Genomic DNA, 23,673 nt, shown 5'->3' with positions numbered 1-23,673 from the left:
CTACGGGAAGACGCCTAAAGCCGAAAGCTTGCGAACCCGCAATTACCTGATCACATACCCATTCGAGGAAGCGAGTAACAGCGATTCCTCACCCGAATTGCTTGACGACTATAGAGCTCTGGAACCACCTGATCCCATTCCGAACTCAGAAGTGAAACAAAGCATCGCCGATGGTAGTGTGGGGCCTCCCCATGTGAGAGTAGGTCATCGTCAAGCACCTATACCCAAAACCCCCAGGCCTAACGGCCCGGGGGTTTTGTCTTTTCAGAGCCCAGAACTGAGCGGCAAGGGCGGCCAAATTTGGAGCAGGGGCCCTAAGCGCACTCAACCTAGAGTAGTCTCCTTTTAAACAGGTCTCGTTCGGTTTATTTAGCTCCGCCTGTATCTGTGTCTCCACCTGGCTGGCGGGCTAAGGTTAGAGCCTGATTCGCAGACGCTATGCATTTTTCAATATCGCCTGCTTTTTGGTGTTGCTGAGCCTCTTTCTGAAACTCTCTGATACGCTCAATTTGAACGTTTGAACCACTTGAGGCAGCTGGTGTGGTATTCAGCGCGTTCTCAATTTTCTGAAGTTGAATAGCACAAAGATCTTCAGCAAACACGGGTGATACCATGAGCGCAGCACTTAAAGCCAAAAAGACAGTACGTTTCATTAGGCGTATCTCCTTGAGGTGAATATTACGTAAGCAAACTTTTAGGCTAGGTCAAAAGGGATCATGCTGTCTCCTGAATTAGGACTAACCAGCCTTATAACGGTGGACTATTTTCTGCCGCTTACGTTTCATCCGTTTCTTAAGGAAATGCTTCAGGCATGCCTATTAGGCTACTTTAGATCCTACATACAGCATGCTTAAGCTGTTTGGTTTTTAATTAAGCATCTTTAAGGATCATTACAATAAGATCTTTGGGGCCATGGGCACCATAAGCCAATACCTGTTCAATATCGGCAGTCTTTGACGGCCCTGAAATCAACAAAGCATTGGTTGGCATTCCGTCACGCCACCGATGCGTTTCTTGAAAAGTATAGAAGTTGTCTGCGATCTCACTGGCTTTCAACAGGGCAATGTGAAGGGGCGGAACCAGACTCATTAAGCGTGGTTCTTCAGTATTGGGCCAGAGTACCAAGCTACCCGTCGCTGCAATGGCGCCCAACGTTCCGGTAAGGCTAGCCGGCGTGTCATTAAACAGTTCAGCTTTCCACTCTTCGATAGGGCGGTCGTAAGCTTTGAGCGTAGGAGTTCCGTTTCGACTCTGCCACTGTTTAATAAGGTGCTGGCCGTACGGCGTTGTTGGTGCAATCAAAAGCCTACCGATATGCCGCTCATTCAAGATCTGCTCAACGCGGGTATGCCATTCTTCTTGCGTGCTTAAGTAGGTTTCCGTATGGACGGCTTCCATAAGCGTGCGTAACCGAGTAATGCGCTCTGCTAGTGGATAGGACCATGGCTTGGTAACCAGCTCAACGTCATAGTCGTCAGGTAGAGGCGTCGTATTATCTAGGCTCTTTCGAAGTTTGGCCAAGATATTAGAGCGTGCACTCATTGGCTTTCTTCCAAGTGTTCACGCGCCAGCTCATGAAGTGAGCGTGCAGCTGGTTTTTGAGCCACATGATGCTCAGTCCAAGGGCCTGCTTTTCCGGGCGTAAATGAGCGAAATCGTGTCGCAAGATATACAAAGCTTCTGTACAGCGTGGGTGAGGCGTAAAGTTTACTCCAAACTTTCCAAGCCATCCGCTCCTTGGATGAGAACTTACTCCCCTGTCCGCGCAGCCTATAGGGTACTGCTTCTGGTGATTTGACGTTTTCCTCCCGTAGCCGGCGTAAAAGAGAGGGAATAGGTATTTTTACCGGACATACTTCCTCACATGCGCCGCACAGTGAAGATGCGCTGGGGTGGTCAGGCGTGTTTTCTAGACCTAATAGGTGAGGCGAAATAATTTTGCCAATGGGGCCAGGGTACACTGTGCCATAGGCATGACCTCCGATACGCGTATAGACCGGACAGTGGTTCATACAAGCGCCGCAACGGATACAATTCAGGGTCTGCCGTAGCTCTCCGTCGGCAAACGCCTGACTGCGGCCATTATCCAAAAGAACCAGATGTACTTCTTGGGGCCCATCCAGCTCGTTGCTTTTACGCGGGCTGGAGATCATGTTGACATAAGTTGTAATGGGCTGGCCCAAGGCGGATCGAGTAAGGAGAGAAAGGAGCGGTACGACGTCGCGCAGGTTTTCTACAACCTTCTCAATGCCGGTTACGGCAATGTGTACAGGAGGAACGGCTGTGGACATCCGGCCATTACCTTCATTTTCTACCAGAAGCAGCGTACCTGTTTCAGCAATAGCAAAGTTAACACCTGAAATACCAATATCGGCTTCGAAGAATTTTTGTCTCAGGACGCGGCGGCCCGTCTGGATAAGTTCGTCGACATCGGTGGTGTATTCCGTACCTAACGTCTTGGTGAATAGAGAAGCCACCTGACCCGCATTCATATGGATGGCCGGCATAATGATATGTGAGGGCTTTTGGCCAGCCAGTTGAATGATGTATTCCCCCATGTCTGACTCAAGGCACTCAATTCCATGCTCGCCCAGCACATGGTTCATGTTCATTTCTTCGCTGACCATAGATTTGCCTTTGATCAGCCGTTTGGCCTGATGTGCTTTGGCAATTGATTCAACGATGGCATTAGCCTCGTCTACTGTTTCGGCCCAGTGAACGTGAATCCCGTTACGGGTCAGATTGTCTTCAAGTTTTTCCAATAGATCAGGTAGCTTTGATAAGGCCCGAGCACGAACATGATTACCCATCTCACGTAGGCGCTCCCTTTCATCTGTGTCGCTCATAACGGCTAGGCGTTTGGTCATAAGCGAATCCATCGCAATGCGGAAATTACGACGTAGCTGATCATCATTAAGTGCCTGGCGTGCACGCTCCTTAAAGGCTGGTTCTGGTATCTGAGTGATGGGAATGAGAGTCATCTGATTCATTGCGTTCCTCCTGTCCGCTGCCAGATAAAGCTGGCCAGATGCTGACCGCGTAACACCGCCTTCTGCTTTTCCAGAGCACCATTAATGTTCATGAGGCAGCCGCAGTCTGCTGTGACGAGCTGGGCTGCTCCAGATTCCTGAAGCGCCCGGATCTTATCGGCTACCATGGCACCCGAAATATCGGGCATACGCACCGAGAACGTTCCGCCAAAACCACAGCATTCACTTTCATGATCGTGCTCGACGCGTTGCACGCCTTTTAATTGTGCTAAGAGCGCTCGGCCATGTAGATGTGTGTTCATTTCACGGCGAGCACTGCAGGATGTGTGAAGTGCAACCTTGAGAGGTGCCCCCTGGTCCTGGAGGTTTACTTTGCATACATTAAGAAGAAACTCAGCCAGTTCGTAGGTGCGTTCGGCCAAGGTATCAACCAGACGTAGCGTGACGGGCTCATCCTTGAAAAGCTCATGATAGTGGTGACGTATCATGCCTGCACAGGAGCCGGAGGCCACAACAAGGGGCCAGTTCTGGCGAAACAGTGCTAACTGAACTCGTGCAACTTCACGAGCTTCGTTGGTATAACCCGACGTATAGGCGGGCTGGCCACAACAGCTTTGGCCTTGAGGAAAGTGAACCGTAATGCCTTCACGCTCAAGTAGGCGAATGCTGTCCATACCCGCTTGGGGATAAAAAAGATCAACGACGCAGGTGCCAAACAGGTACACATGTTGAGGCTTGTGTGTAGGGTATTGACGCTGCTTGGGAATAGGCGGAGCCGCGCGGGTTGCGTTTGGTGCGGCGTTATAAAAAAGCTCGCTCATTCAGGCTTGCTCCGATATATGCAGTGCCGTTAAGGCATCTGCAACAGAGGGTGAAACAGCTTCGCCCCGCTCGCGGGGCGAAAAAGGTCATGCTCCGTCATGCTCCAACGAGTGGATCAGTGACGCCCATGACATAAATAGCGATCATCCCAACTAGACCAGTAAACAGAACGTAGTACAGGGTGGGCCAGATTGTTTTGCGTAATGTTGTACCTTCACGGCCAAGTAGGCCCACGGTCGCTGAAGCCGCAACTACGTTATGAATCGCGACCATGTTGCCTGCGGCGGCTCCGACGGCCTGGATGGCTACGATCATCGCGCTGGAAATTCCAAGTGTGCTCGCTACGCCGTACTGAAACTGACTGAACATCATGTTACTTACGGTGTTAGAGCCAGCTAGGAACGCACCGAGCGCGCCAATACTGGGCGCGATGAGCGGATAGATAGCGCCAACGTTATCAGCCACATAGCGAGCCATGGCAATCGGCATGCTGGGCAACTCGCTGGCGTTGACGCCTGAGTTAATCAGGATGCGAACCATGGGAACGGTGAAGAGTAGAACGAAACCTGCCTGGAGAATTACTCCGCTTGACTCTTTGACCGCAGCGCCCAATTCCCGACCACGCATGCCGTGCAGAAAATAGGTAGCAAGCACGACGATTATCAAGATGCCACCTGGCAGATAAAGCGGCTCGATACTGGCGTTGATGCCCGTTTCGCCAAGTATATTCTTGAAGCCTACCGTAACTGATTTTAGGGCGCTTCCAATATCTGGAAATACGCGACTGAGAACCAGCAGAATGCCTACCAGAATATAGGGAAACCAGGCGCGGAGAGTCCCCATAGGGCGTGTCGCCAGTTTATCCAGCTTTATCTCGACGCTACCCAGCCACTCAGCAGGCCACTCTTTAGCATCGGCAAAGTCCCATGTGGTTTTGGGTGTGAAGAACTTGGCTCGAGCGGCTGTCGTCACGATACCTAAGCCAATCAGCCCACCTAAAAGGGAGGGGAACTCGGGGCCAAGCAGAATCGCGGTGGCAACGTAGGGAAGCGTGAAGGCAAAAGCGGCGAAGATGGCGAAGGGAAGCACTTCAAAGCCTGCTTTCCAGCTTTTTTCTTTACCGAAGAACCGCGTCAGCATGAGGACCATGATCAACGGCATAACGGTTCCGACGATGGCATGGGTAATAGCAACGCTACTGGTGATCTGTTGCAGGTAAATGTCCCAGTTAGAACCGCGTTCAATAAGCTGAGCAGTAAGGGTAGTAGTATCGAGGCCGCTGTTGATACCCACTATTATCGGCGTGCCAACGGCACCAAAGGAAACAGGTGTACTTTGTACGAGCATGCCCAGCATGACGGCTGCCATGGCAGGAAAGCCGATCGCCACTAGCAGGGGCGCTGCGATAGCGGCGGGTGTGCCGAATCCGGAGGCTCCTTCAATAAAGCAGCCGAATAACCATGCGATGATAATGGCCTGGATACGTCTGTCAGGACTGAGCGTAGTAAAGCCAGCTCGAATAGCTGTAATACCTCCGGAGTGCTTCAAGGTATTTAACAGCAGAATGGCGCCAAAAATGATCCATAGCAGACTCAACGTGATCATCAGACCTTGCACGGTCGAGGCGATGACACGGTTGAAGCTCATGTCCCATACATAGAGTGCGATGACTGCACTTACTAGGTAAACCAGTGGCATTGCACGGCTGGCTGGCCAGCGAAATCCAATCAGCAGGACAGCGGCTAGGAGGATAGGAGCAAAGGCGGAAAAGGCAAGGAGACCGGGCTGCATGATGATTCTCCGGTCAAATGCGCACGAGGCGCAAAGTCAAAACAGCACGAAACACAGTCGTGGAGACAGGCATCTTTCTTACCTCGAGGCTTTTATTGGAATTGTCGCCTTTCGAGAATTGGTAATACCAATTTACAGGAAAGTGATTTTCAGGTTAAAAGTAACCTTAGCTAACGTCAATCATTGCGTCTGATACTTTGGTCTGAAGCAACGCGTTTGCGTGTTGTAAAAGTATTTTTGGAGATAGGTATGGAAGTCGGGCCAGTGCGCCTGCGACGTCTTTCCGATGACATCGTGGCGCAACTTGAAACTATGATTCTTGAAGGTACGCTCAAGCCTGGCGAGCGGCTGCCTGCCGAGCGAGTCCTGGCGGAACGATTTGGGGTTTCCCGTCCTTCCTTACGAGAGGCTATTCAGAAACTTGTCGCTAAAGGACTGCTCAACAGTCGACAGGGAGGAGGAACCTATGTGGCCTCTTCTTTGGGAACCACGTTTAGCGATCCGTTATTACATCTGCTCGGCCAGACTCCCGAGGCTCAGCGGGACCTTTTGGAGTTCAGGCATACTCTCGAAGGCTCGTGTGCATATTATGCTGCTTTGCGGGCTACTGAGCTGGATCATGCACGCTTGCGAGACGCTTTCGAGGTCTTGCAGCGTTGTTATCTAGAGCGCACGACCATTACTCGGGAGAAAGAGGGAGCCGCTGATGCCCGTTTCCATCTAGCCATTGCCGAGGCCAGCCATAATGCTGTGCTTCTACATACTATCCGAGGGTTATTTGATCTGCTTACGCGGAATGTCGTGACCAACATTGGCGGTATGTACGCCTATCGAGAGGAAACCCGAGATACGCTCATGGAGCAGCATCGGGCCTTGTTTGAAGCGATTATTGAGCGACGGGCGGAAGAGGCTCGTGAAATTTCGAGCCGGCATATTCATTATGTACAGAATGTGCTGGAAGAAGCTCAGGACGAGATGAGGCGCGTCGCCCGCTCCCAACGGCGGAGTGAGCATCCCTCATAGGTCCTGCTAGAAAACGAAAGGCGCCTGAAGGCGCCTTTTCATCATGGGTCCTTGCGCATAGCGCGCTGGATTTCACGGTTCGAGTCGCGTTCCTTTTCGGTGGCGCGCTTGTCGAATTCTTTCTTACCCTTAGCCAGGGCAATTTCGCATTTGATTAAATGCTTTTTCCAGTAGATCGATAAGGCCACACAGGCAAAGCCTTTCTGCTGGACGGCACCAAACAGCTTGCCCAGCTCACGCTTATGCAGCAACAGTTTGCGAGTGCGCTGGGGGTCGGCAATCACATGGGTACTGGCCGTTTGCAAGGGAGTAATATGGCTGCCAAGCAGCCAAGCCTCACCATCCTTGAGCAAAACGTAGCTATCGGTCAGCTGCGCCTTGCCAGCCCGCAGGCTTTTCACTTCCCAGCCGGCTAGGGCGAGGCCCGCCTCGAAACGGGTTTCGATAAAGTAATCGTGCAGCGCTTTTTTGTTCTGCACGATGGTTCCTGAAGAGACTTTCTTTTGTTTAGCCATAGGTGCGCATTATAGGTGAGTCGATAGGGCAACCGCCACGTGCTTGAGAGGGGCTGGCGAAAGGCGGAGAATAGGCAACTTTTTGGTACCGATAACTTCAATGTCAGACGATAAGGTTTCCGTGCATGGTGAATGGGCCAGCCGTTGGGTGTTCATTCTTGCTGCAACAGGCTCCGCTGTAGGCCTGGGCAGTATCTGGAAGTTCCCCTATATGACAGGGGTCTACGGTGGCGGTGCATTCGTCATCATGTTCCTGATCTGTATTGGGCTCATCGGCGTTCCGGTCATGCTGGCCGAAACGTTGATTGGGCGCCGGGCCCGCCTGAGCCCTGCCAATGCGTTACGTGAGTTGGCCGTTACTGCTGGCCGCTCGCCACGCTGGTCATGGGCTGCCTTGGTCGGCATGGTCAATGCGTTGTTGATCCTGTCGTTCTACAGTGTTGTGGGCGGTTGGTCGCTTGATTACATTGTTGGAGTCGGGAGGGGAGAATTTCAAGGTGTTGACGGTGCGAAAGCGGGTGCCTTGTTTGGGGCGTTGACCGCTGATCCGTGGCGCATGGCGCTCTGGCATACGCTGTTCATGGCGTTGTCCGCCTGGGTAATCGCCAAGGGGGTCGTGAACGGCCTGGAAAAATCATTGCGTATCCTAATGCCGATTCTGTTCGTGTTGCTGCTGCTGTTGTTGGGCTACAGCTTGACTACAGGGCACTTCATGGAAGGGGTCCGCTTCATGTTTCACTTCGACCCGTCTCAGTTGCTGGACGGGCTGTTGCCAGCGATGGGGCATGCCTTCTTTTCGCTAAGTGTGGGGGTCGGCTCGATTCTGATATATGGTGCTTATATGCCCAAAAGCGCCTCCATTGGACGGACTGTCCTGGCTGTGGCGCTGTTGGATACCTTCGTTTCGCTATTAGCCGGACTGGCTCTGTTTCCGATCGTCTTTGCCGCTGGTCTTAATCCAGGCGAAGGGCCTGGGCTGATGTTTGTTACCCTACCGCTGGCCTTTGGGAGTGTGACGCTGGGGCAGGTTGTAGGGCTTGTGTTCTTCTTTCTGGTCGGCATTGCAGCATGGACTTCCGCTATTTCGATGCTGGAGCCTATGGTGGCCTATCTGGTCGAGCGGACGCGTCTGTCGCGTGCCCGGATCACGATTATCCTGGCGGGGCTGTGCTGGTTTGTCGGCCTGGGCACCGTGCTATCGTTCAACGTATGGGCCGAGGCCAAGTTTTTTGTCAGCGAGGCCGGGCACTTCAGTCTATATCAATGGGGAGCGGCAGGCGGGCTGAACTTCTTCGGTGTGATTGACTTTCTTACTTCGCGAATCATGTTGCCGCTCGGTGGTCTCTTCTTTGTCGTGTTCACTGCCTGGGTGATGGGGCGTGAGCAGGTGCGAGATGAGCTGTCGGTGCGCAGCCCGGTATTGTTCGCCCTGGCCTTCTTTTTGATGCGCTATGTTGCGCCGCTGGGCATTCTCATCGTGTTCGCCGCACAGTTCTGGAATTGAGGTACCAATGACTACGCACATACAACGCTCGGCCTTACTGCCTTATCCCGCTTCGGCGCTCTATGCGCTGGTAAATGATGTGGAGCGTTATCCGGAGTTTCTGCCTTGGTGCTCGTCCGCTCAGGTACTGGAGCAGAACGATACGCAAATGCGGGCGGGTCTGACCGTGGCCAAGGGAGGGTTAAGCCAGCAGTTCGTAACGCGTAACACCCTTACGCCGGACCAATGCATCATCATGGATCTGGAAAAGGGACCGTTCAGCCAATTGCATGGCGTATGGCAGTTCAAGGCGCTAGGGGAAAAGGCGTGCAAGATTTCTCTGGATTTGTCATTTGAATACCAGGGGGCGTTGATTCGCGCCACCCTGGGCCCGTTGTTCAATCAGGCGGCAAACACCATGGTCGATGCGTTTTGCCAGCGAGCCAAGCAACTTTATGGCTGAGCTCGTTACCATCGAAGTTGTGTTGGCCTTGCCCGAGCGACAAGAACTGATTGCGCTAGAGGTTCCTGCTGGTACAACAGTCCGCGAGGCCGTGTATCGCTCCGGTATGGCCGGGCGGTTTCCTGAACTGGCTGTAGAGACGTTTCCTGTAGGAATCTTTGGCAAACGGGTAGCTGATCCTGAAGGCCAGAAGGTGGAGGCCGGTGATCGTATCGAGCTCTACCGGCCGCTTATTATCGATCCGAAGGACGCTCGCAAGCGGCGGGCAGAGTCAGCCAAGGCTAAGCGTGAGCTTTGAGGCAAAACAGAAACGCCCTCTCTGATGAAGGCGTTTCTGTTTCCGAAAGCATCAGAACTTGTAGCCTAGGCCGACCATGTAGACCCATGGGTCGATATCCACATCGACCTTGACGCGGCCCAACGCCGAGTCGGTCGTGGCGGTTGTGTCGATATCGGCGTACCACACCGCGGCGTTGAAGAGTAGGTGGTCGGTCAGCTGGTAGTCCACGCCTGCCTGAAAGGCATATCCCCACGAATTATCCAGACTCAAATTGCTGAAGCCGCCGCCTGCTGCGGATTTACGACTGCTGGTCAGATCTTCATCAAAGAACAACGTGTAATTGATACCAGCCCCTACGTACGGTTGTAGGCGAGATTGCGGATCCAGCGGGTAGTACTGCAGCGACAACGTAGGCGGCAACTGCTTTACGTCTGCCAATTTTCCATCCAGTGCGCCCAGGCCTTTTACTCCAACACTGTGCTTGAAGGGCGTAGCGGCCAATAGTTCGATACCGAGATGGTCCGTCAGCATATAGGCTCCGGCCAGGCCCAGCTGGGTATCTGAATCTACGGTGGCCTTGGTGCCAGCTACTTTGCCACCTACCGCGGCAGCCGAAATATCGCTGCTGTCTTCATGAGGGTCAACAGTCGCCACACCGGCGCGCACGATGATATCGCCAGCCTGGTGCGCCTGGGCGAAAGGGGCGGCGATAACGAGGGCTAGTAGGGCGGCTGAAGACGGCAGCTTGCGCATTGATATACTCCAAAATGGGTTATTTAGTTAGCTCACGACATGCTAAGAAGCCCATTGGGGAGAGATATTGATCTGGCTCAATGAAAAGTTGATCAGAGCGAGTAGGGCGTAATGCGTTGCGCCTGCATCTGATAACCGGCAGCCGCCAGTTCGCTGCTGGCTGCTTCGACCTGCAGTGCACCTTCGACCCAATAGGGAAGGTGCAGGGCTGCTAGCTGAACGTTCTTGGCGCCTTTGACATAAACGATCTGGTTAGACGGCGGCGGCGGTACATGGATGCATGCGCCGTAGTAGGGCACGAGCAAAAACTCTGTCACCTCGCCTTCTTCAGTCACCATGAGCGGAACGATATAGCCTGGCAATTTGACGGTCTGGCCGTTCAGTGCTTTGACGACCGGAGCATCAGGTGATGACTGGAGTGCAGCAGGGCCGCTTTCGTCCAATGAGCCCTGGTGGAGCGCAACGGGGGGAGGTGGCGGAGGCGCACCTTCTGGAATCAGGTTGGACCAGTTCAGTTGACGCGGTTCTGCCGCCCAGAGCGGAGTGGCAATCAGCAAAGCCAGCACGAGCAAGAAACGGTACATCATGACTCCAGACTGGAATTACAAGCGGACAGACAGGCCGTCCGTCAGCGATTGACGATAGGCACGCCAGGCCGGAAGACAGCCGATCAGTAGCGCTGCTCCGAGAATACCTCCAAGCAGGCGCCACTCATAGGCTGAGGGCCAGGTCAGTGGTAGGTAAAGACCGTAATGCGCCTGGACAGGAGCCTGTGCTACAGCAATGCCTGCGTAAAGCAGGCCAAGCCCGGCCACTACGCCCATTAATGCCAAGGCGAAGGCCTCAGCCATTAGTAGGCCGAAAATATGCCCGGGACGTGCGCCAACAGAGCGCAGGATAGCCATTTCCCGACGCCGCTCGTTGAGGCTGGTAAGCAGGGCCGTCAGCATGCCGATCAGACCGGTTAGCACGACGAACAGAGAGACAATAAACAATGCTTGCTCGGCCGTACTCATCAGACTCCAAAGTTCCTGCAGCGCGACACCAGGCAAAATTGCCATCAGCGGTTCACCGCGGTATTCGTTAATGGTGCGTTGCAGGCTGAACGTAGCGATTTTGCTATTGAGGCCTAGGAGGACGGCCGTGATGCCTTTGGGCGTAAGGTCCAGCTGACGAGCCTGCTCGGCGCTGATATGCCCTTTGTCACGGGCCGGTGTACCGTTTTGCCAGTCCACGTGCAAGGCCTCCATACCCTCCAGTGAAATATGCAGCGTACGGTCTACAGGCGTGCCGGTCCGGGCCAGGATACCAACGACAGTAAAAGGCTTGTCAGCATGATCAACCAGGCTGATTATGCTAACGCCATGGGCAAGCACAATCTGATCGCCTACGTTGTACTGTAATGCCTCCGCGACTTCGGCACCCAGTACAACATCGAAGAGGTCTTGGAATGGACGTCCTTCCTGAATCAATAGCGGTTGGTTGCGCCCATAATGATAATGCTCGAAATAGGACAGGTTGGTACCTAGTACGCGGTAGCCCCGATGCGAGTCGCCTAACGACAGCGGGATAGCCCACTTGACTCGAGGGTTCTCCTTGAGCTGGGTATAACTGTCCCAGCGAATATTGTTGGTTGCATTGCCGATCCGAAAGACCGAATACAAGAGTAGGTTGACCGCGCCGGAGCGTGCCCCTACGACCAGATCCGTACCTGAGATCGTACTGGCAAAGCTGGTCTTGGCCTCGGTACGAACACGCTCTACGGCCAAGAGCAGGCAGGCGGACAAGGCAATCGCGAATACTGTAAGCAATGCCGTGAAGCGTCGGTTGGACACACTGGCCAAGGCCAGGCGAAACAGATACATCTTAACTCTCCGCTGGGCGAGTGGCGCGATTGAGTTCGGCTAGCGACACGCTACGATCGAACAGGGACGCCAGGCTTTGGTCGTGGCTGACAAACAACAGGCTGGCGCCAGCGGCCTGACATTCGGTAAAGAGCAGCCTTAAAAATGTCTCGCGGGTATCGGTATCCAGGGCTGAGGTAGGCTCGTCGGCAATGACCAGCTCAGGCTGGCCGATCAGTGCGCGAGCAGCCGCTACTCGTTGTTGTTGACCAATCGAGAGGGCACCGGCCCGTTGCTTGCTCAAGGCATGTCCGCCCAATCCCAGCGCTGATAGCAACGCTTGTGCAGCCTCTGTCTCACTGCCGTGTCGCTCGCGTGCCCGCTGGCGACGTAGGGCCGAGAAGTGGCAAGGCAATTCCACGTTTTCCTGGACCGACAGGAACGGCAGTAAATTGAACTGCTGAAAAATATAGCCGGTGTGGTCAACGCGAAACTGATCGCGACGGGCTGCAGAAAGCGTGGCCAACTCTTCACCCAGCAGCCGGATTTGGCCGCGACCAGGCCGCATAACGCCACCTAATAGGCCCAGCAGTGTTGTCTTTCCACTACCAGAAGGGCCTCTTAGAAACAGCGTCTCGCCACGCTCCAGGCGGAAGTGGGGGATGTCGAGCAGTTCCGTCTGCCCGGGCCAGGCGAAGCCAAGGGCGTTGAGTTCGATAAGGGCGCTCATAGCATCCTGCATGATGAGTCGGGGCGCGAGCAAGCCGGTAGTTACAGTTCGAGGCGTGACGCGTCAGGTGTTAGCTCAGCACCCTTCTGGCCGTGAGGTGTAACAGCTTGCGCCTGTACACGATGGGTAGCTGAAAAATGCGTGAATAGGCCACTCAGGTCAAGTACCGTCAAGGCTTCAGGATGTGCACAGGTAAGTTCGTAGTCGGCCTCGATATCACTATGCTTGTGATCGTGATCACCATCAGCAGCAAATAACGGGCTGTCGAGGTCAACGTTGGCTGTTTTGCATCCTGCTGCAGTAGGAATTTTGAACAACACTAGTGGATCTTGCAGCTGTTGCTTGGCTTTTTCGACGGTGAGTTTGTCTTGTGCTGATTGAGCGGCATGCTCAAACCCGACGATATTCATGGCGGGGCTATGTAACTCCAGTTCCAATGACTGCTCCTCTAGCGCCACGTTAAGCTGGGCAACCCCATGTTCATGCGCATCGAGACTACCGTGCGCATGGTCATCAGCAGCAAAGGCGTGAGCGAGAGGCAACAGAATAAACGGTAGAGCAAGCAGTCGTAGGTGCATAGGGTGCTCCAACAGAAATAGAAATATTATGTTATCTCGTAACAAGATAAGACTGCAACACGATGCTGGCGGAGTAGAGGGCTCCATGGGAGGATGCTCTTTTGATTAGGGAGCATGTAGTGATGCGCATTCGTGGACGCATTGGGGACTGGCCCGTGGATTTGACTGTGGAACTGGACGCTGAGGAGTGGTCACGCCTGGGAAGCGTGGCTATAGACACAGTATTGCCAGCCGTGGGTACTCGTGCCCAGCCAGCCGCTAAGAATGATCCTCTCTGGGAGGCAGCCTTGTCACTTGTGCAACGTGAAGGGCGTATCGAGGGGCCGCGTTTGCTAGAGGAGCTAGAAGGTTTGGCGGGAAACATAGGTGCCGCCAAGCAGCTTATCGTAAGGCTGCGGCATAATCCTCAGATAAGGGTCGAAAAAGCGGAAGAGACGCAGCTTTTCGTCTGGTTGGGTGCCGGCGATGCTCCGGCACCCGAGACAACTTAGTAAAGAGCCTGATAGAGGCGGCGACGATAGGTAGCGACCAAGGGGTGGTCACTGCCCAACAAGTCGAATACCTGAACCATAGTCTTGCGGGGTAGATCCTCGCCATAGCTGCGGTTGCGCATGAAGAGCTTGAGCAAACCCTCTAGTGCTGCTTCGTACTGCTGGCGCGCCAGCTGCTGTACCGCCAGTTGATACGTGGCTTCGTCATCGTTGGCATCTTTGGCCAGACGGGCTTTCAAATCGGCCGGATCAGGTAGGCCGGCGGCCTGGCGCAGAAAGGTCAGCTGTGCCTTGGCGCCAGCCAGGGCCTGCTTGTGATCATCACCTTTTACGGCGCCTAGTACGTTTTCCGCCTCATCCAACTCGCCCCGCTCGGCCAGGCAGCGAGCATAGAGGATCAACGCCAGTGCGTTCGTATTGTCTTCCGTCAGGAGCTGTTTGAGTACGGTTTCTGCTTCACCGGCACGGCCTTCTGCAAACAGATTGCGAGCAGTTTCGAGCGGATCGGCTGCCACTGGTGGCGGGGCCTGGACGTGCGGCTCGAGGAGGGCGCGAATAGCGGATTCCGGCTGGGCGCCGGCGAAGCCGTCTACCGGCTGACCATCCTTGAACAGGACGACGGTAGGCAGGCTGCGAACGCCGAAGCGCATTACCAGCTCCTGCTCGACGTCGCAGTTAAGCTTGCCCAAGTGCAGAGCACCGCCAAACGATTCGGTGATTTTATCCAACAGGGGCATGAGCACTTTGCAGGGCGCGCACCATTCGGCCCAGAAATCGACTAATACCGGTGTTGAAAACGATTGTTCGATCACCTTCTGATCAAAATTGTCGAGGGTGACATCGAAGATATAAGACGTGTCCTGGCTCATGAGCAGACTCGGGCAAGTAAAAGATGAACTATACGTGGTGACGCGACAGGGAAAAACAACCCTTACTCAAGAGAGCAGGCATGGTAGAGATTGACTTGGCGGAATTCGGCCGGCTCGGCAAGGTCTGGCCACGTGCAGGCTTCCAGGGTAGCCAAATGGCTATAGCGGGCATGGTCGAAGTGCTTGATGCGTGAATCGGCTACCAGCACCTCGTTACCCTTGGCGAGAAATGCATCCAGCAACGGTAGATTGGCGCGGTCATAGAGTACGTCTGCAACAATGATCAGATCGAAGCGGCCTGTTTCGGCAAAAAAGTCTTCTGAATATGTTAGTGTGACCGCATTCAGATCGGCGTTGGCACGGCTGGCAGCCAGAGCCAGCGGGTCGCAATCGCATGCAACTACCTCGGCGGCACCTCCTTTTACGGCGGCAATGGCAGCGATACCGGACCCCGTACCAAAGTCCAGAATGCGTTTGCCTTCGGTCCAGTGCGGGCGCTCGGCCAGCCAGCGAGCCAATACAAGGCCACTGGCCCAGCAGAAGCACCAATAGGGCGGGGCTTCAAGCAGGCGCTGGGTCTCTTCTGGTGAAAAGGCTCGATCCATGTTGGCAGGGTCGATCAGCCAGAGGTCGATTCCTGTGTCCGGTAGACGTTGAGCGCTGAGTTGGGCATCGCCGAGTAGATCGCTTAACGCGCTTTGCAGACGAGCCGGAGCTTTCATGGTTTCTGATCCAATACCAACTCACCCAAAACCTGAGTCATAGGTTGGCGGATCGTGACAGGGGTGAGATAGCACACCAGCATGCCGCCCTGACTGACGCGAGCGTGCAGTTCAACCCGAGCATCCCGAGGGAAAATCTCGGGATTGAAGGGCAGGCGGAACGCCAAAGCCTTGCCATTACCCGTAAGGGTCTCGCTGGCCAGAAGGCGTTGGGGCCTGTCCTGTCCATCGATGGCCAGCATAGCGATCTCTACTTTAGCCCCCGGAGCGATGGCACCTTCTGGCGTACGCAAGGTGCCTGATAATTCGTTCAGGTTGCTAGGGCGAGGCGCACCGCTAACGGGCTGAGGTTCCGGGGCCGGATCGGGCGGAGCGACGGGCTTATCGGCACAGGCGACGAGCAGGCTGATACACAGCAGGGGCAACAGCGGGCGCAACGACATGAAAACAGCTCCAGGAATCAGTAGGCGGCGCATTCTTATATAACGGTGCGCTGGCGGGAAGCATGAGCGGTAGCGTTTCCCTGTTATACGACCGTGTTCTGTCGATTCGCTGGCCCGCGCAAGGTTCCTTCCGAAGCAGGATGCGCTACCATGTTGGTCCGTTCATTTTGGCCTCGTCCGCTCATGCATTGTCCTTTTTGCGGTGCCCACGACACCAAGGTCATCGATTCACGTCTGGTCGCCGCGGGCGAACAGGTGCGTCGTCGTCGTGAGTGCCTGAACTGCCAAGAACGTTTCACGACGTTTGAAACGGCCGAGCTTGTTATGCCGCGTCTGATCAAGCAGGACGGCACCCGACAGCCCTTCGACGAGGAAAAGTTGCGGGCTGGCATGCAGCGGGCATTGGAAAAACGACCTGTCAGTATCGAGCGTCTTGAGGAGGCCATTGCCTATATCAAGCACAAACTCCGTGCCACAGGCGAGCGTGAAATCAAGTCACGCGTTGTGGGTGAGCTGGTGATGGAAGAGCTGCGCAAACTCGATGAGGTCGCGTTTATTCGTTTCGCGTCTGTCTACCGGCAGTTCCAGGACCTGTCCGAGTTTCGAGAGGAAATCGATCGTCTGGCTCGCGGGCCTGGCAAAGTCTGATTAAGCCGGTAATTGATCGGAACCTGGCCAGCAGCCATTGTCGGCAGGCGCTCTACTTCGCTATAGTCCGTCAGGTCTTCAGGGCGGGGTGAAATTCCCCACCGGCGGTAAGCCTTTCCAAGGTAAGCCCGCGAGCGCTCCGAATCGTTCGGAGGTCAGCAGATTTGGTGCGATTCCAGAGCCGACGGTTAGAGTCCGGATGAAAGAAGATGCTTCTGCCTATGCGTGCGCCTCGTGCGTACATGCAGTCTTGCACTATTTGCCCTGGAACGTTTACTCCATTGATGAGGACGTTTCATGCCTGATATTGATCCATCCCCCCTTGGTGCTGTTGATTCAAGCCTTGCCGACGGGCCTTCGCATTATTATTCCCCGCAAGATGAGGCGTACATGGCACGTGCCCTTGAGCTGGCGCGGCTGGGCTTGTATTCCACTCATCCCAACCCGCGTGTCGGGTGCGTAATCGTCAAAGACGATGCCGTTATTGGCGAAGGCTGGCATGTGCGCGCTGGCGAGCCGCATGCCGAGGTGAATGCCTTACGTGAGGCGGGTGAGCAGGCGCGGGGAGCCACCGCCTACGTGACACTTGAGCCCTGCAGTCACTTTGGGCGGACCCCACCCTGTGCCGAAGCCTTGGTTCGTGCTGGCGTTAAGCGTGTGGTCGCGGCCATGCAGGACCCTAATCCCCAGGTGGCTGGCCGTGGTCTCAAGCGGCTAGCTGACGCCGGTATTGAAGTGGTCTGCGGTGTTCTGGAGGCAGAGGCGAGGACCCTGAATCCCGGGTTCGTCAAGCGAATGACCACTGGGTTGCCCTTTGTGCGCATCAAGCTGGCGATGAGTTTGGATGGTCGCACCGCTATGGCTAGCGGCGAAAGCCAATGGATTACCGGGCCAGCGGCTCGGGCCGAAGTGCAACGGCTACGTGCGCAGTCGAGCGTGGTCCTGACCGGCGCTGATACCGTCCTGATGGATGAGGCGCGTCTTACGGTGCGCGGCGACGAACTGGAGTTGGACGCCGAGCAAACAGCCTTGGCGTTGAAACGTCCGCCGCTGCGTGTCGTAGTAGACAGTAAGCGCCGTGTACCGCTTCGTGCGGCCTTTTTTCAGGCAGGCCCGACGCTTGTTGCCAGCTTATTAAGTGACAAGGCCGAGTATTACAGCCTGCAGGGGCATGAGTTGCTAACACTGCCCGAGAAAGAAGGGCACGTTGATCTACAGGCATTGCTGGCTTTGCTGGCCGAGCGTGGTGTTAATGAGGTTTTAGTCGAGGCGGGCCCTCAACTGGCTGGCGCCTTTGCCCGACAGGGGTTGGTTGACGAGTACCATTTCTTTATTGCTCCTAAATTAATGGGCTCCACGGCGCGTCCCTTGTTGGATTGGCCTTTAACGCTCATGAGCGAGGCGGCCGAATTAGATATCGTCCAGACACGTCTCGTCGGGCGTGACTGGTATGTCGTAGCGCGGCCTATCTCTTCTCAAGCCCCTACTTTTTCCTGATTATCGAGGTACACATGTTTACCGGCATTATCGAAGCCATTGGCACTGTGGCCGCCTTGACTCCCAAAGGCGGCGACGTACGGGTCTATGTGCAGACCGGCAAGTTGAACCTTGCTGACGTGAAACTGGGCGACAGTATTGCTGTTAATGGTGTCTGCCTTACTGCCGTGGACCTTCCTGGCGATGGCTTCTGGGCTGATGTGAGCCGTGAGACGTTGGCGCGCAGTGCATTTGTCGATCTCAAACCGGGCGCCCAGGTTAATCTGGAAAAAGCGCTCATGCCCACCAGCCGCTTGGGCGGTCATCTGGTCAGTGGGCATGTTGATGGCGTGGGTGAGGTCGTATCGCGTCAGGACAATGCCCGGGCCGTGCAGTTTCGTATCCAGGCGCCGCGTGAGCTGGCGCGCTACATTGCTCTCAAAGGCTCGATTACCGTTGATGGCACCAGCCTTACGGTCAACGCCGTTAATGGGGCTGAATTCGAGCTAACCATCGTGCCGCACACGCTCGCCGAAACCATTATGGCCGAGTACCGGCCGGGGCGTCGGGTCAATCTTGAGGTAGATCTGCTAGCGCGCTATCTGGAGCGACTGCTTATGGGCGACAAAGCTGCCGAGCCTCAGCAGGGTGGTATCACCGAACATTTTCTAGCCGAACACGGCTATCTGAAATCCTGAGCGTAGAAGGAAAGACCTCGTGGCACTGAACAGTATTGAAGACATTATCCAGGACATGCGTGCCGGCAAAATGGTCATCCTGATGGATGACGAAGACCGGGAGAACGAGGGCGATATCATTGTCGCCTCCGAATGCGTGACGGCCGAGCACATCAACTTTATGGCCAAGTATGCCCGTGGCCTGATCTGCATGCCGATGAGCCGGGAGCGCTGCGAAACGCTCAATCTGCCTTTGATGGCAGCCCGTAACGGCTCAGGGTTCGGCACCAAGTTCACGGTGTCCATCGAGGCGGCGGAAGGCGTCACGACGGGTATTTCTGCCGCGGACCGAGCTCGCACCGTTCAGGCGGCCGCGGCGAAAAATGCGGTGGCTGCGGATATCGTCAGCCCTGGCCATATTTTCCCCTTGATGGCCCAGCCAGGTGGTGTATTGGCCCGGGCTGGCCATACCGAGGCTGCATGTGACCTGGCACGTCTGGCCGGCTTCGAGCCGACCGGGGTAATCTGCGAAGTCATGAACGATGATGGCAGCATGGCGCGCCGTCCGGAATTAGAGGCGTTTGCCGAAACACATGGTCTTAAAATCGGGACCATTGCCGATCTGATCCATTACCGACTCATGCACGAGCACACCGTCCAGCGGATCGACGAGCAACCCTTGGAGACCGAGCTGGGACGCTTTAATCTCGTGACCTATCGTGATGAGGTCGAGGGCGACGTGCATCTGGCATTAACGCTGGGTGCCATCAAGCACGATGAGCCGACCTTGGTGCGCGTGCACAACATGGATCCGCTGCGTGACCTGCTCATGGTTAGCCAGGAGGGCCGCTGGAGCTTGCGGGCCGCCATGACCAAGGTGGCGGAAGCGGGCAGTGGTGTCGTGCTGCTGCTAGGGCATTCACTGGCTGGGGATGATCTACTGGCGCACCTGCGTGAGCCGGCCAGCAGACCTAAACCGCAAAGCACTTACAGTACCGTAGGCGCGGGTTCGCAGATCCTGCGTGACTTGGGAGTGCGTAAGCTTCGTCTGCTCAGTTCACCAATGAAGTTTAATGCCATATCCGGCTTCGACCTCGAGGTTGTAGAATACCTGCCTCCCGCATAACACAGGCCGATGGATGGCCTTCCGGCGCATGAGCCTCGAGCACGTGTGCCGATGTTCGAATTGATTTCACGGGGCCCGATTGCCCCGGTTCTTTAACAGACGAGACCTGCTCATGACCGTGAAGACCATCGAAGGTACTTTCATTGCTCCCAAAGGCCGCTTTGCCCTGGTAGTTGGCCGCTTCAATAGCTTTGTTGTAGAAAGTCTGGTTGACGGTGCCGTAGACGCCCTGGTACGCCATGGGATTCGTGAAGAAGACATTACTATCATTCGCGTTCCGGGCGCCTTCGAAATTCCGTTGGCAACCCTGAAGGCTGCTCAGCGTGACGAATACGCCGCCATCATTGCGCTGGGCGCCGTGATCCGTGGCAGCACACCGCACTTCGAGTATGTTGCCGGCGAATGCACCAAGGGCCTGGCCCAGGTATCTATGGAGTTTGGCGTACCGGTTTCCTTTGGTGTTCTGACCGTAGATTCCATCGAGCAGGCTATTGAGCGCTCGGGTACCAAGGCAGGAAACAAAGGCGCCGAAGCCGCCCTGTCCGCTCTCGAAATGGTTAGCCTGCTGTCGCAGTTGGAGGCCAAGTGAGCGCTGTAGACGGCCAGAAGCCAAAAGCACCGCGTGGCAAGATTGCTGCGCGTCGGGAGGCCCGGAGTCTCTCAGTTCAGGCGTTGTATCAGTGGCATATGGCTGGTCAGGCGATCAATGAGATCGAAGCCCAATTCCGTGTGGACAATGATTTTTCCCATGTGGACGGCGCTTATTTTCACGAGATCCTGCACGGCGTCCCGAGCCTGAAAACCGAGATCGACGAGCTGATCACACCGTGTCTCGATCGTCCATTGGACGAGGTTGATCCGGTCGAGCTGGCTATCCTGCGGATGTCTTGCTATGAGCTGCGCAACCGCATCGATGTGCCTTATCGTGTTGTCATCAACGAAGGCATCGAGTTAGCCAAGACCTTTGGCGCAACAGACGGGCACAAATTCGTGAACGGCGTACTCGACAAGCTGGCACCTACGCTGCGAGCGGCGGAGCTGCGCGCCAAGCGCTGATGACCGCCATGACCGAGTTCGAATTGATCCGTCGCTATTTTGCTGCGGCGCGTTGCGCACGGCCTGGCAGTGGCGTCGCACTCGGTCTGGGTGACGATTGCGCCTTGCTGAGCCTGCCGGCATCTGAACAGTTGGCGGTTTCGACCGATACCTTGACGGCTGGTGTGCACTTTCCCGGCGTGTGTGATGGTTTCCTGCTTGGCCAGCGAGCGCTGGCTGTAAGCGCGAGCGATCTGGCAGCCATGGGCGCAGAGCCACTGGGCTTCACCCTAGCCCTGACATTGCCCGAGGTGAAACTCGACTGGCTCGAGCAGTTCGCTCAGGGGTTGGACAGGATGGCCGAGGCGTGCAACATGGTTCTCCTCGGTGGTGATACCACACGCGGTCCGTTGTCCCTCACGTTGACCGTGTTTGGGCGCGTCCCTCAGGGCCAGGCCCTGATGCGCTCCGGAGCCCGTCCAGGTGATCTACTTTGCGTAGGAGGAGCGACGGGCGAAGCGGGCGGGGCCTTGCCGTTTGTACTGGGTGAGCGTCAGGAGCGTGGCGCCTATGTCGATACGCTGCTGGCACGTTACTGGTCGCCCATGCCGCAATTCATGTTGGGCCGAGCCTTGCGTGGCAAAGCTCATGCGGCGCTGGATATTTCCGATGGTTTGCTAGCCGACTGTGGGCATATTGCGGCTGCCTCGAATGTCCGTCTTGTTATCGAGTCAGAGCGGCTTCCCGTTAGCCCTGCCTTGGCTGCCCTGTTTGGCCCGGCACAGATCAGGAGCCTGGCCTTGTCGGCCGGCGACGATTACCTGCTCGCTTTTACCGTGCCGGAGCGGCATATCGCGGAGCTACAAGACGAGTTCCCTCAAGTCAGCGTTATCGGGCGAGTCGTCAATGGCCAAGGCGTCTGTGTCCACGATGCACTGGGGCGAGACATTACCCCCGTCCAAACGGGATACCAACACTTTGCAAAGCCCTGAAGCCTACTTGAACCGAGGACGCGCGTGATCGAGCAAGCAAAACAGGAAGACATCCCCGTATCGCACGCGGTATGGCGTAACCCTTGGCATTTCCTGGCGTTCGGTTTCGGCTCCGGAACCTTACCCAAGGCCCCAGGAACCTGGGGGTCGCTGGTGGCGATTCCGTTTGTGCTGCTGTGGCAGTTACTGCCGGGATGGGGTTATTGGCTTATGCTCGTCGGATTCACGTTGTTCGGCTTCTGGCTATGCGGCCGGGTGGCGAACGATATGCGTGTACACGATCACGAAGGTATCGTCTGGGACGAAATGGTTGGTATTTGGATTACCTTCTGGTTAATACCAACCGGATGGGCCTGGTGGATAGTCGGGTTCGCCGTTTTTCGCTTTATGGATATTTTGAAGCCCTGGCCGATCAGCTGGCTCGACGAGCACGTGGGTGGCGGCCTGGGAATCATGCTCGATGATCTTCTGGCGGGTGTGTTTGCCTGGCTAGTCATGCAGGGGCTTGTCTGGGGATGGGCACATGTCGCAGCCGGCTTTTGATCTCGAACGCTACACGGAGGCAGCGTGCGTAAAGTAATTCTTGTAGGCGTCCTGAGTGCGTTTTCGGTCTCGCTCATGGCAGCAACGCAGGTTAGGGTTGTAGGCCTGTTCAATGGCGCCGCGGTCGTCAATATTGATGGTCAGCGCAAGATGCTCAAAGTAGGGCAGACGGTAGGTGAGGTCGAACTCATCAAAGCGGATAGCCGTGAAGCCGTACTGCGTGTTGGTGAAACTACACGGACATTCAGCCTGGATCGCGAGTACAGTAATGGCTTTGCTGCGCCCCAAAAGCGTCAGTTGAGCATTGCTCGGCGCAACGATGGTCATTACTGGGCCAACGGCTCTATCAATGATCGACCTATTCAGTTTTTGGTAGATACGGGCGCTTCATCGGTGGCGATGAACGAAGACGACGCCCGTCGGCTGGGGCTCGATTACCGTCAGGGCCGCCCTATGACGGTTAATACGGCAGGAGGCAACAAGCGCGCCTGGGCTGTTCGGCTCGACCGAGTAAAAATTGGAAGTATCGAAGTGCTTGGCGTAGATGCCGTTGTGCTCGAAGGCCAATATCCTCTCCAGGCATTGCTGGGCATGAATTTTCTCAATCGTGTCGGTTGGCACGAAGAGCAGGGCGTCCTGCATGTCGAGGCCAAACATTAACGTTCATAGATCGAACCTACATGGGGTCATAGCTTTTATGACTAACAATGTCGCTTTCGGTAAATGCTATAATATAACCTTTTCGATAGGAGCCTGAAGGTGTCTGTCGTTTTTGTCGCCGCATCCCAACTACCTATGCCTTTCGGCATCTTTACCATGCACGGCTTTCTAGATGAAGCGGATGGTAAGGAGCATGTGGCTTTGACCTTGGGCGATGTCGCTAGTGGAGAGCCCGTTTTGGGGCGTCTACATTCCGAATGTCTGACAGGCGATGCCTTGTTTAGTCTGCGCTGTGACTGCGGCTTTCAACTTGAGGCAGCCTTGAGAGCCATTGCCAAAGAGGGGAGGGGCGTACTGCTATATCTACGCCAGGAGGGTAGAGGTATTGGTCTGCTCAACAAGATTCGTGCCTATGAGCTACAAGATGCTGGCGCTGATACTGTAGAAGCGAACGAGCGTCTAGGCTTTGGAGCGGATCAGCGCACCTACAGCTTGTGCCGTCCCATGCTGGAACATCTAGGTATTACTGCGCTGAAGTTGATGACCAACAATCCACGCAAGGTAAAGGCGCTGGAGGAACTGGGAATTCCAGTAGCTGAGCGTGTGCCGTTGCAAACGGGGCTCAACCCGCATAACAAGCACTACCTGGCGACCAAAGCTGGCAAGCTGGGGCATATGCTAGGTAGTTTGCATCAGGGTGAGGTTTTACCTTCCTGACT

29 protein-coding genes, 1 rRNA gene and 1 riboswitch are annotated in these 23,673 nt (G+C 55.5%); of the genes, 16 read left to right on the top strand and 14 right to left on the bottom strand.

The window, feature by feature from the left end; genetic code table 11:
* Positions 1-100 precede the first annotated feature (100 nt).
* Positions 101-216 (top strand): 5S ribosomal RNA (rrf, locus tag IQ22_RS17540).
* Between the two features lie 149 nt (positions 217-365).
* Here the strand turns inward: rrf and IQ22_RS17535 are convergent.
* The 5 genes from IQ22_RS17535 to IQ22_RS17515 all read right to left on the bottom strand — a co-directional run bounded on the left by IQ22_RS17535 (position 366) and on the right by IQ22_RS17515 (position 5,603).
* Positions 366-653 carry a hypothetical protein gene (locus IQ22_RS17535; protein WP_145144361.1) on the bottom strand — a complete coding sequence of 96 codons (288 nt, stop codon included), beginning with the start codon at positions 651-653 and terminating at the stop codon, positions 366-368.
* Positions 654-870: 217 nt separating this feature from the next.
* Entirely contained in the window at positions 871-1,542 is a 672-nt protein-coding gene (locus IQ22_RS17530) for a LutC/YkgG family protein (protein ID WP_145144359.1), read from the bottom strand.
* Positions 1,539-2,990, bottom strand: a complete 1,452-nt coding sequence (locus IQ22_RS17525; RefSeq protein WP_145144357.1) for a LutB/LldF family L-lactate oxidation iron-sulfur protein — start codon at positions 2,988-2,990, stop codon at positions 1,539-1,541. The genes IQ22_RS17530 and IQ22_RS17525 overlap by 4 nt, the downstream gene beginning before the upstream one ends.
* Positions 2,987-3,811 carry a (Fe-S)-binding protein gene (locus IQ22_RS17520; protein WP_145144355.1) on the bottom strand — a complete coding sequence of 275 codons (825 nt, stop codon included), beginning with the start codon at positions 3,809-3,811 and terminating at the stop codon, positions 2,987-2,989. The genes IQ22_RS17525 and IQ22_RS17520 overlap by 4 nt, the downstream gene beginning before the upstream one ends.
* A gap of 97 nt (positions 3,812-3,908) precedes the next feature.
* Positions 3,909-5,603 carry an L-lactate permease gene (locus IQ22_RS17515; RefSeq protein ID WP_145144353.1) on the bottom strand — a complete coding sequence of 565 codons (1,695 nt, stop codon included), beginning with the start codon at positions 5,601-5,603 and terminating at the stop codon, positions 3,909-3,911.
* Between the two features lie 249 nt (positions 5,604-5,852).
* On the opposite strand from IQ22_RS17515, the gene IQ22_RS17510 reads away from it, so the two are divergent.
* On the top strand, positions 5,853-6,626 hold the full coding sequence (locus IQ22_RS17510) for a GntR family transcriptional regulator (RefSeq protein ID WP_145144351.1): 774 nt from the start codon (positions 5,853-5,855) through the stop codon (positions 6,624-6,626).
* A 41-nt stretch (positions 6,627-6,667) separates the two neighbouring features.
* On the opposite strand, the gene smpB is transcribed toward IQ22_RS17510, so the two are convergent.
* On the bottom strand, positions 6,668-7,141 hold the full coding sequence (gene smpB / locus IQ22_RS17505) for an SsrA-binding protein SmpB (protein WP_145144350.1): 474 nt from the start codon (positions 7,139-7,141) through the stop codon (positions 6,668-6,670).
* Positions 7,142-7,241: 100 nt separating this feature from the next.
* On the opposite strand from smpB, the gene IQ22_RS17500 reads away from it, so the two are divergent.
* The 3 genes from IQ22_RS17500 to IQ22_RS17490 are packed head-to-tail and all read left to right on the top strand — an operon-like array spanning position 7,242 to position 9,385.
* A complete protein-coding gene (locus IQ22_RS17500; RefSeq protein WP_145144348.1) occupies positions 7,242-8,645 on the top strand; it encodes a sodium-dependent transporter in 1,404 nt (467 codons plus the stop codon).
* Positions 8,646-8,652: 7 nt separating this feature from the next.
* On the top strand, positions 8,653-9,087 hold the full coding sequence (locus tag IQ22_RS17495) for a type II toxin-antitoxin system RatA family toxin (RefSeq protein WP_145144345.1): 435 nt from the start codon (positions 8,653-8,655) through the stop codon (positions 9,085-9,087).
* A complete protein-coding gene (locus IQ22_RS17490; RefSeq protein ID WP_145144343.1) occupies positions 9,080-9,385 on the top strand; it encodes an RnfH family protein in 306 nt (101 codons plus the stop codon). Before IQ22_RS17495 ends, IQ22_RS17490 begins: the two co-directional genes overlap by 8 nt.
* Positions 9,386-9,436: 51 nt before the next feature.
* Here the strand turns inward: IQ22_RS17490 and IQ22_RS17485 are convergent, their stop codons facing one another.
* The 5 genes from IQ22_RS17485 to IQ22_RS17465 all read right to left on the bottom strand — a co-directional run bounded on the left by IQ22_RS17485 (position 9,437) and on the right by IQ22_RS17465 (position 13,272).
* Entirely contained in the window at positions 9,437-10,120 is a 684-nt protein-coding gene (locus IQ22_RS17485; protein ID WP_145144341.1) for an OmpW/AlkL family protein, read from the bottom strand.
* A 92-nt stretch (positions 10,121-10,212) separates the two neighbouring features.
* Complete coding sequence (locus IQ22_RS17480) at positions 10,213-10,704, bottom strand: DUF3299 domain-containing protein (RefSeq protein ID WP_145144339.1); 492 nt, start codon at positions 10,702-10,704, stop codon at positions 10,213-10,215.
* A gap of 18 nt (positions 10,705-10,722) precedes the next feature.
* Positions 10,723-11,985, bottom strand: coding sequence for an ABC transporter permease (locus IQ22_RS17475; protein ID WP_145144338.1), 1,263 nt, complete (start codon positions 11,983-11,985; stop codon positions 10,723-10,725).
* 1 nt (position 11,986) lies between these two features.
* Complete coding sequence (locus IQ22_RS17470; protein WP_145144336.1) at positions 11,987-12,694, bottom strand: ABC transporter ATP-binding protein; 708 nt, start codon at positions 12,692-12,694, stop codon at positions 11,987-11,989.
* 41 nt (positions 12,695-12,735) lie between these two features.
* Positions 12,736-13,272, bottom strand: coding sequence for a DUF2796 domain-containing protein (locus IQ22_RS17465; protein ID WP_145144334.1), 537 nt, complete (start codon positions 13,270-13,272; stop codon positions 12,736-12,738).
* A gap of 119 nt (positions 13,273-13,391) precedes the next feature.
* Here IQ22_RS17465 and IQ22_RS17460 point away from each other — a divergent pair, with 119 nt between their 5' ends.
* Positions 13,392-13,763, top strand: a complete 372-nt coding sequence (locus IQ22_RS17460) for a hypothetical protein (RefSeq protein WP_145144332.1) — start codon at positions 13,392-13,394, stop codon at positions 13,761-13,763.
* On the opposite strand, the gene trxA is transcribed toward IQ22_RS17460, so the two are convergent.
* The 3 genes from trxA to IQ22_RS17445 all read right to left on the bottom strand — a co-directional run bounded on the left by trxA (position 13,760) and on the right by IQ22_RS17445 (position 15,797).
* Positions 13,760-14,632, bottom strand: a complete 873-nt coding sequence (trxA, locus tag IQ22_RS17455) for a thioredoxin (protein WP_145144330.1) — start codon at positions 14,630-14,632, stop codon at positions 13,760-13,762. The genes IQ22_RS17460 and trxA overlap by 4 nt on opposite strands.
* 62 nt (positions 14,633-14,694) lie before the next feature.
* On the bottom strand, positions 14,695-15,354 hold the full coding sequence (locus IQ22_RS17450; protein ID WP_145144328.1) for a class I SAM-dependent methyltransferase: 660 nt from the start codon (positions 15,352-15,354) through the stop codon (positions 14,695-14,697).
* A complete protein-coding gene (locus tag IQ22_RS17445) occupies positions 15,351-15,797 on the bottom strand; it encodes a YbaY family lipoprotein (protein WP_145144326.1) in 447 nt (148 codons plus the stop codon). The genes IQ22_RS17450 and IQ22_RS17445 overlap by 4 nt, the downstream gene beginning before the upstream one ends.
* 183 nt (positions 15,798-15,980) lie before the next feature.
* Here IQ22_RS17445 and nrdR point away from each other — a divergent pair, with 183 nt between their 5' ends.
* The 10 genes from nrdR to ribA all read left to right on the top strand — a co-directional run bounded on the left by nrdR (position 15,981) and on the right by ribA (position 23,671).
* Positions 15,981-16,445 (top strand): transcriptional regulator NrdR, encoded by a 465-nt coding sequence (gene nrdR, locus IQ22_RS17440; RefSeq protein WP_244309259.1) that lies wholly within the window; start codon positions 15,981-15,983, stop codon positions 16,443-16,445.
* A 70-nt stretch (positions 16,446-16,515) separates the two neighbouring features.
* Positions 16,516-16,660, top strand: a riboswitch (FMN riboswitch).
* A gap of 82 nt (positions 16,661-16,742) precedes the next feature.
* Positions 16,743-17,942: a bifunctional diaminohydroxyphosphoribosylaminopyrimidine deaminase/5-amino-6-(5-phosphoribosylamino)uracil reductase RibD gene (gene ribD / locus IQ22_RS17435; RefSeq protein WP_145144322.1), complete on the top strand. Its 1,200-nt coding sequence runs from the start codon at positions 16,743-16,745 to the stop codon at positions 17,940-17,942.
* Between the two features lie 14 nt (positions 17,943-17,956).
* Positions 17,957-18,619 (top strand): riboflavin synthase, encoded by a 663-nt coding sequence (locus IQ22_RS17430; RefSeq protein WP_145144320.1) that lies wholly within the window; start codon positions 17,957-17,959, stop codon positions 18,617-18,619.
* 19 nt (positions 18,620-18,638) lie between these two features.
* The gene (gene ribBA / locus IQ22_RS17425; RefSeq protein WP_145144318.1) at positions 18,639-19,724 is read left to right on the top strand and encodes a bifunctional 3,4-dihydroxy-2-butanone-4-phosphate synthase/GTP cyclohydrolase II; all 1,086 of its coding nucleotides are present in this window, start codon (positions 18,639-18,641) and stop codon (positions 19,722-19,724) included.
* Positions 19,725-19,836: 112 nt separating this feature from the next.
* Complete coding sequence (gene ribH / locus IQ22_RS17420) at positions 19,837-20,313, top strand: 6,7-dimethyl-8-ribityllumazine synthase (RefSeq protein ID WP_145144316.1); 477 nt, start codon at positions 19,837-19,839, stop codon at positions 20,311-20,313.
* Positions 20,310-20,780: a transcription antitermination factor NusB gene (gene nusB / locus IQ22_RS17415; protein ID WP_145144314.1), complete on the top strand. Its 471-nt coding sequence runs from the start codon at positions 20,310-20,312 to the stop codon at positions 20,778-20,780. The genes ribH and nusB overlap by 4 nt, the downstream gene beginning before the upstream one ends.
* A gap of 8 nt (positions 20,781-20,788) precedes the next feature.
* A complete protein-coding gene (gene thiL / locus IQ22_RS17410; RefSeq protein ID WP_145144312.1) occupies positions 20,789-21,751 on the top strand; it encodes a thiamine-phosphate kinase in 963 nt (320 codons plus the stop codon).
* A gap of 24 nt (positions 21,752-21,775) precedes the next feature.
* A complete protein-coding gene (locus IQ22_RS17405; RefSeq protein WP_145144309.1) occupies positions 21,776-22,294 on the top strand; it encodes a phosphatidylglycerophosphatase A family protein in 519 nt (172 codons plus the stop codon).
* 75 nt (positions 22,295-22,369) lie between these two features.
* Complete coding sequence (locus tag IQ22_RS17400; protein WP_145144400.1) at positions 22,370-22,954, top strand: retropepsin-like aspartic protease family protein; 585 nt, start codon at positions 22,370-22,372, stop codon at positions 22,952-22,954.
* Between the two features lie 99 nt (positions 22,955-23,053).
* The gene (gene ribA / locus IQ22_RS17395) at positions 23,054-23,671 is read left to right on the top strand and encodes a GTP cyclohydrolase II (RefSeq protein ID WP_145144307.1); all 618 of its coding nucleotides are present in this window, start codon (positions 23,054-23,056) and stop codon (positions 23,669-23,671) included.
* Positions 23,672-23,673 lie beyond the last annotated feature (2 nt).

This window comes from Pseudomonas duriflava (assembly GCF_007830155.1).
In the GTDB taxonomy this organism is placed as follows: Bacteria; Pseudomonadota; Gammaproteobacteria; order Pseudomonadales; family Pseudomonadaceae; genus Chryseomonas; species Chryseomonas duriflava.
Note: the sequence above shows the minus strand (reverse complement) of the source record. Positions and strands in the feature narration are given on the sequence as shown.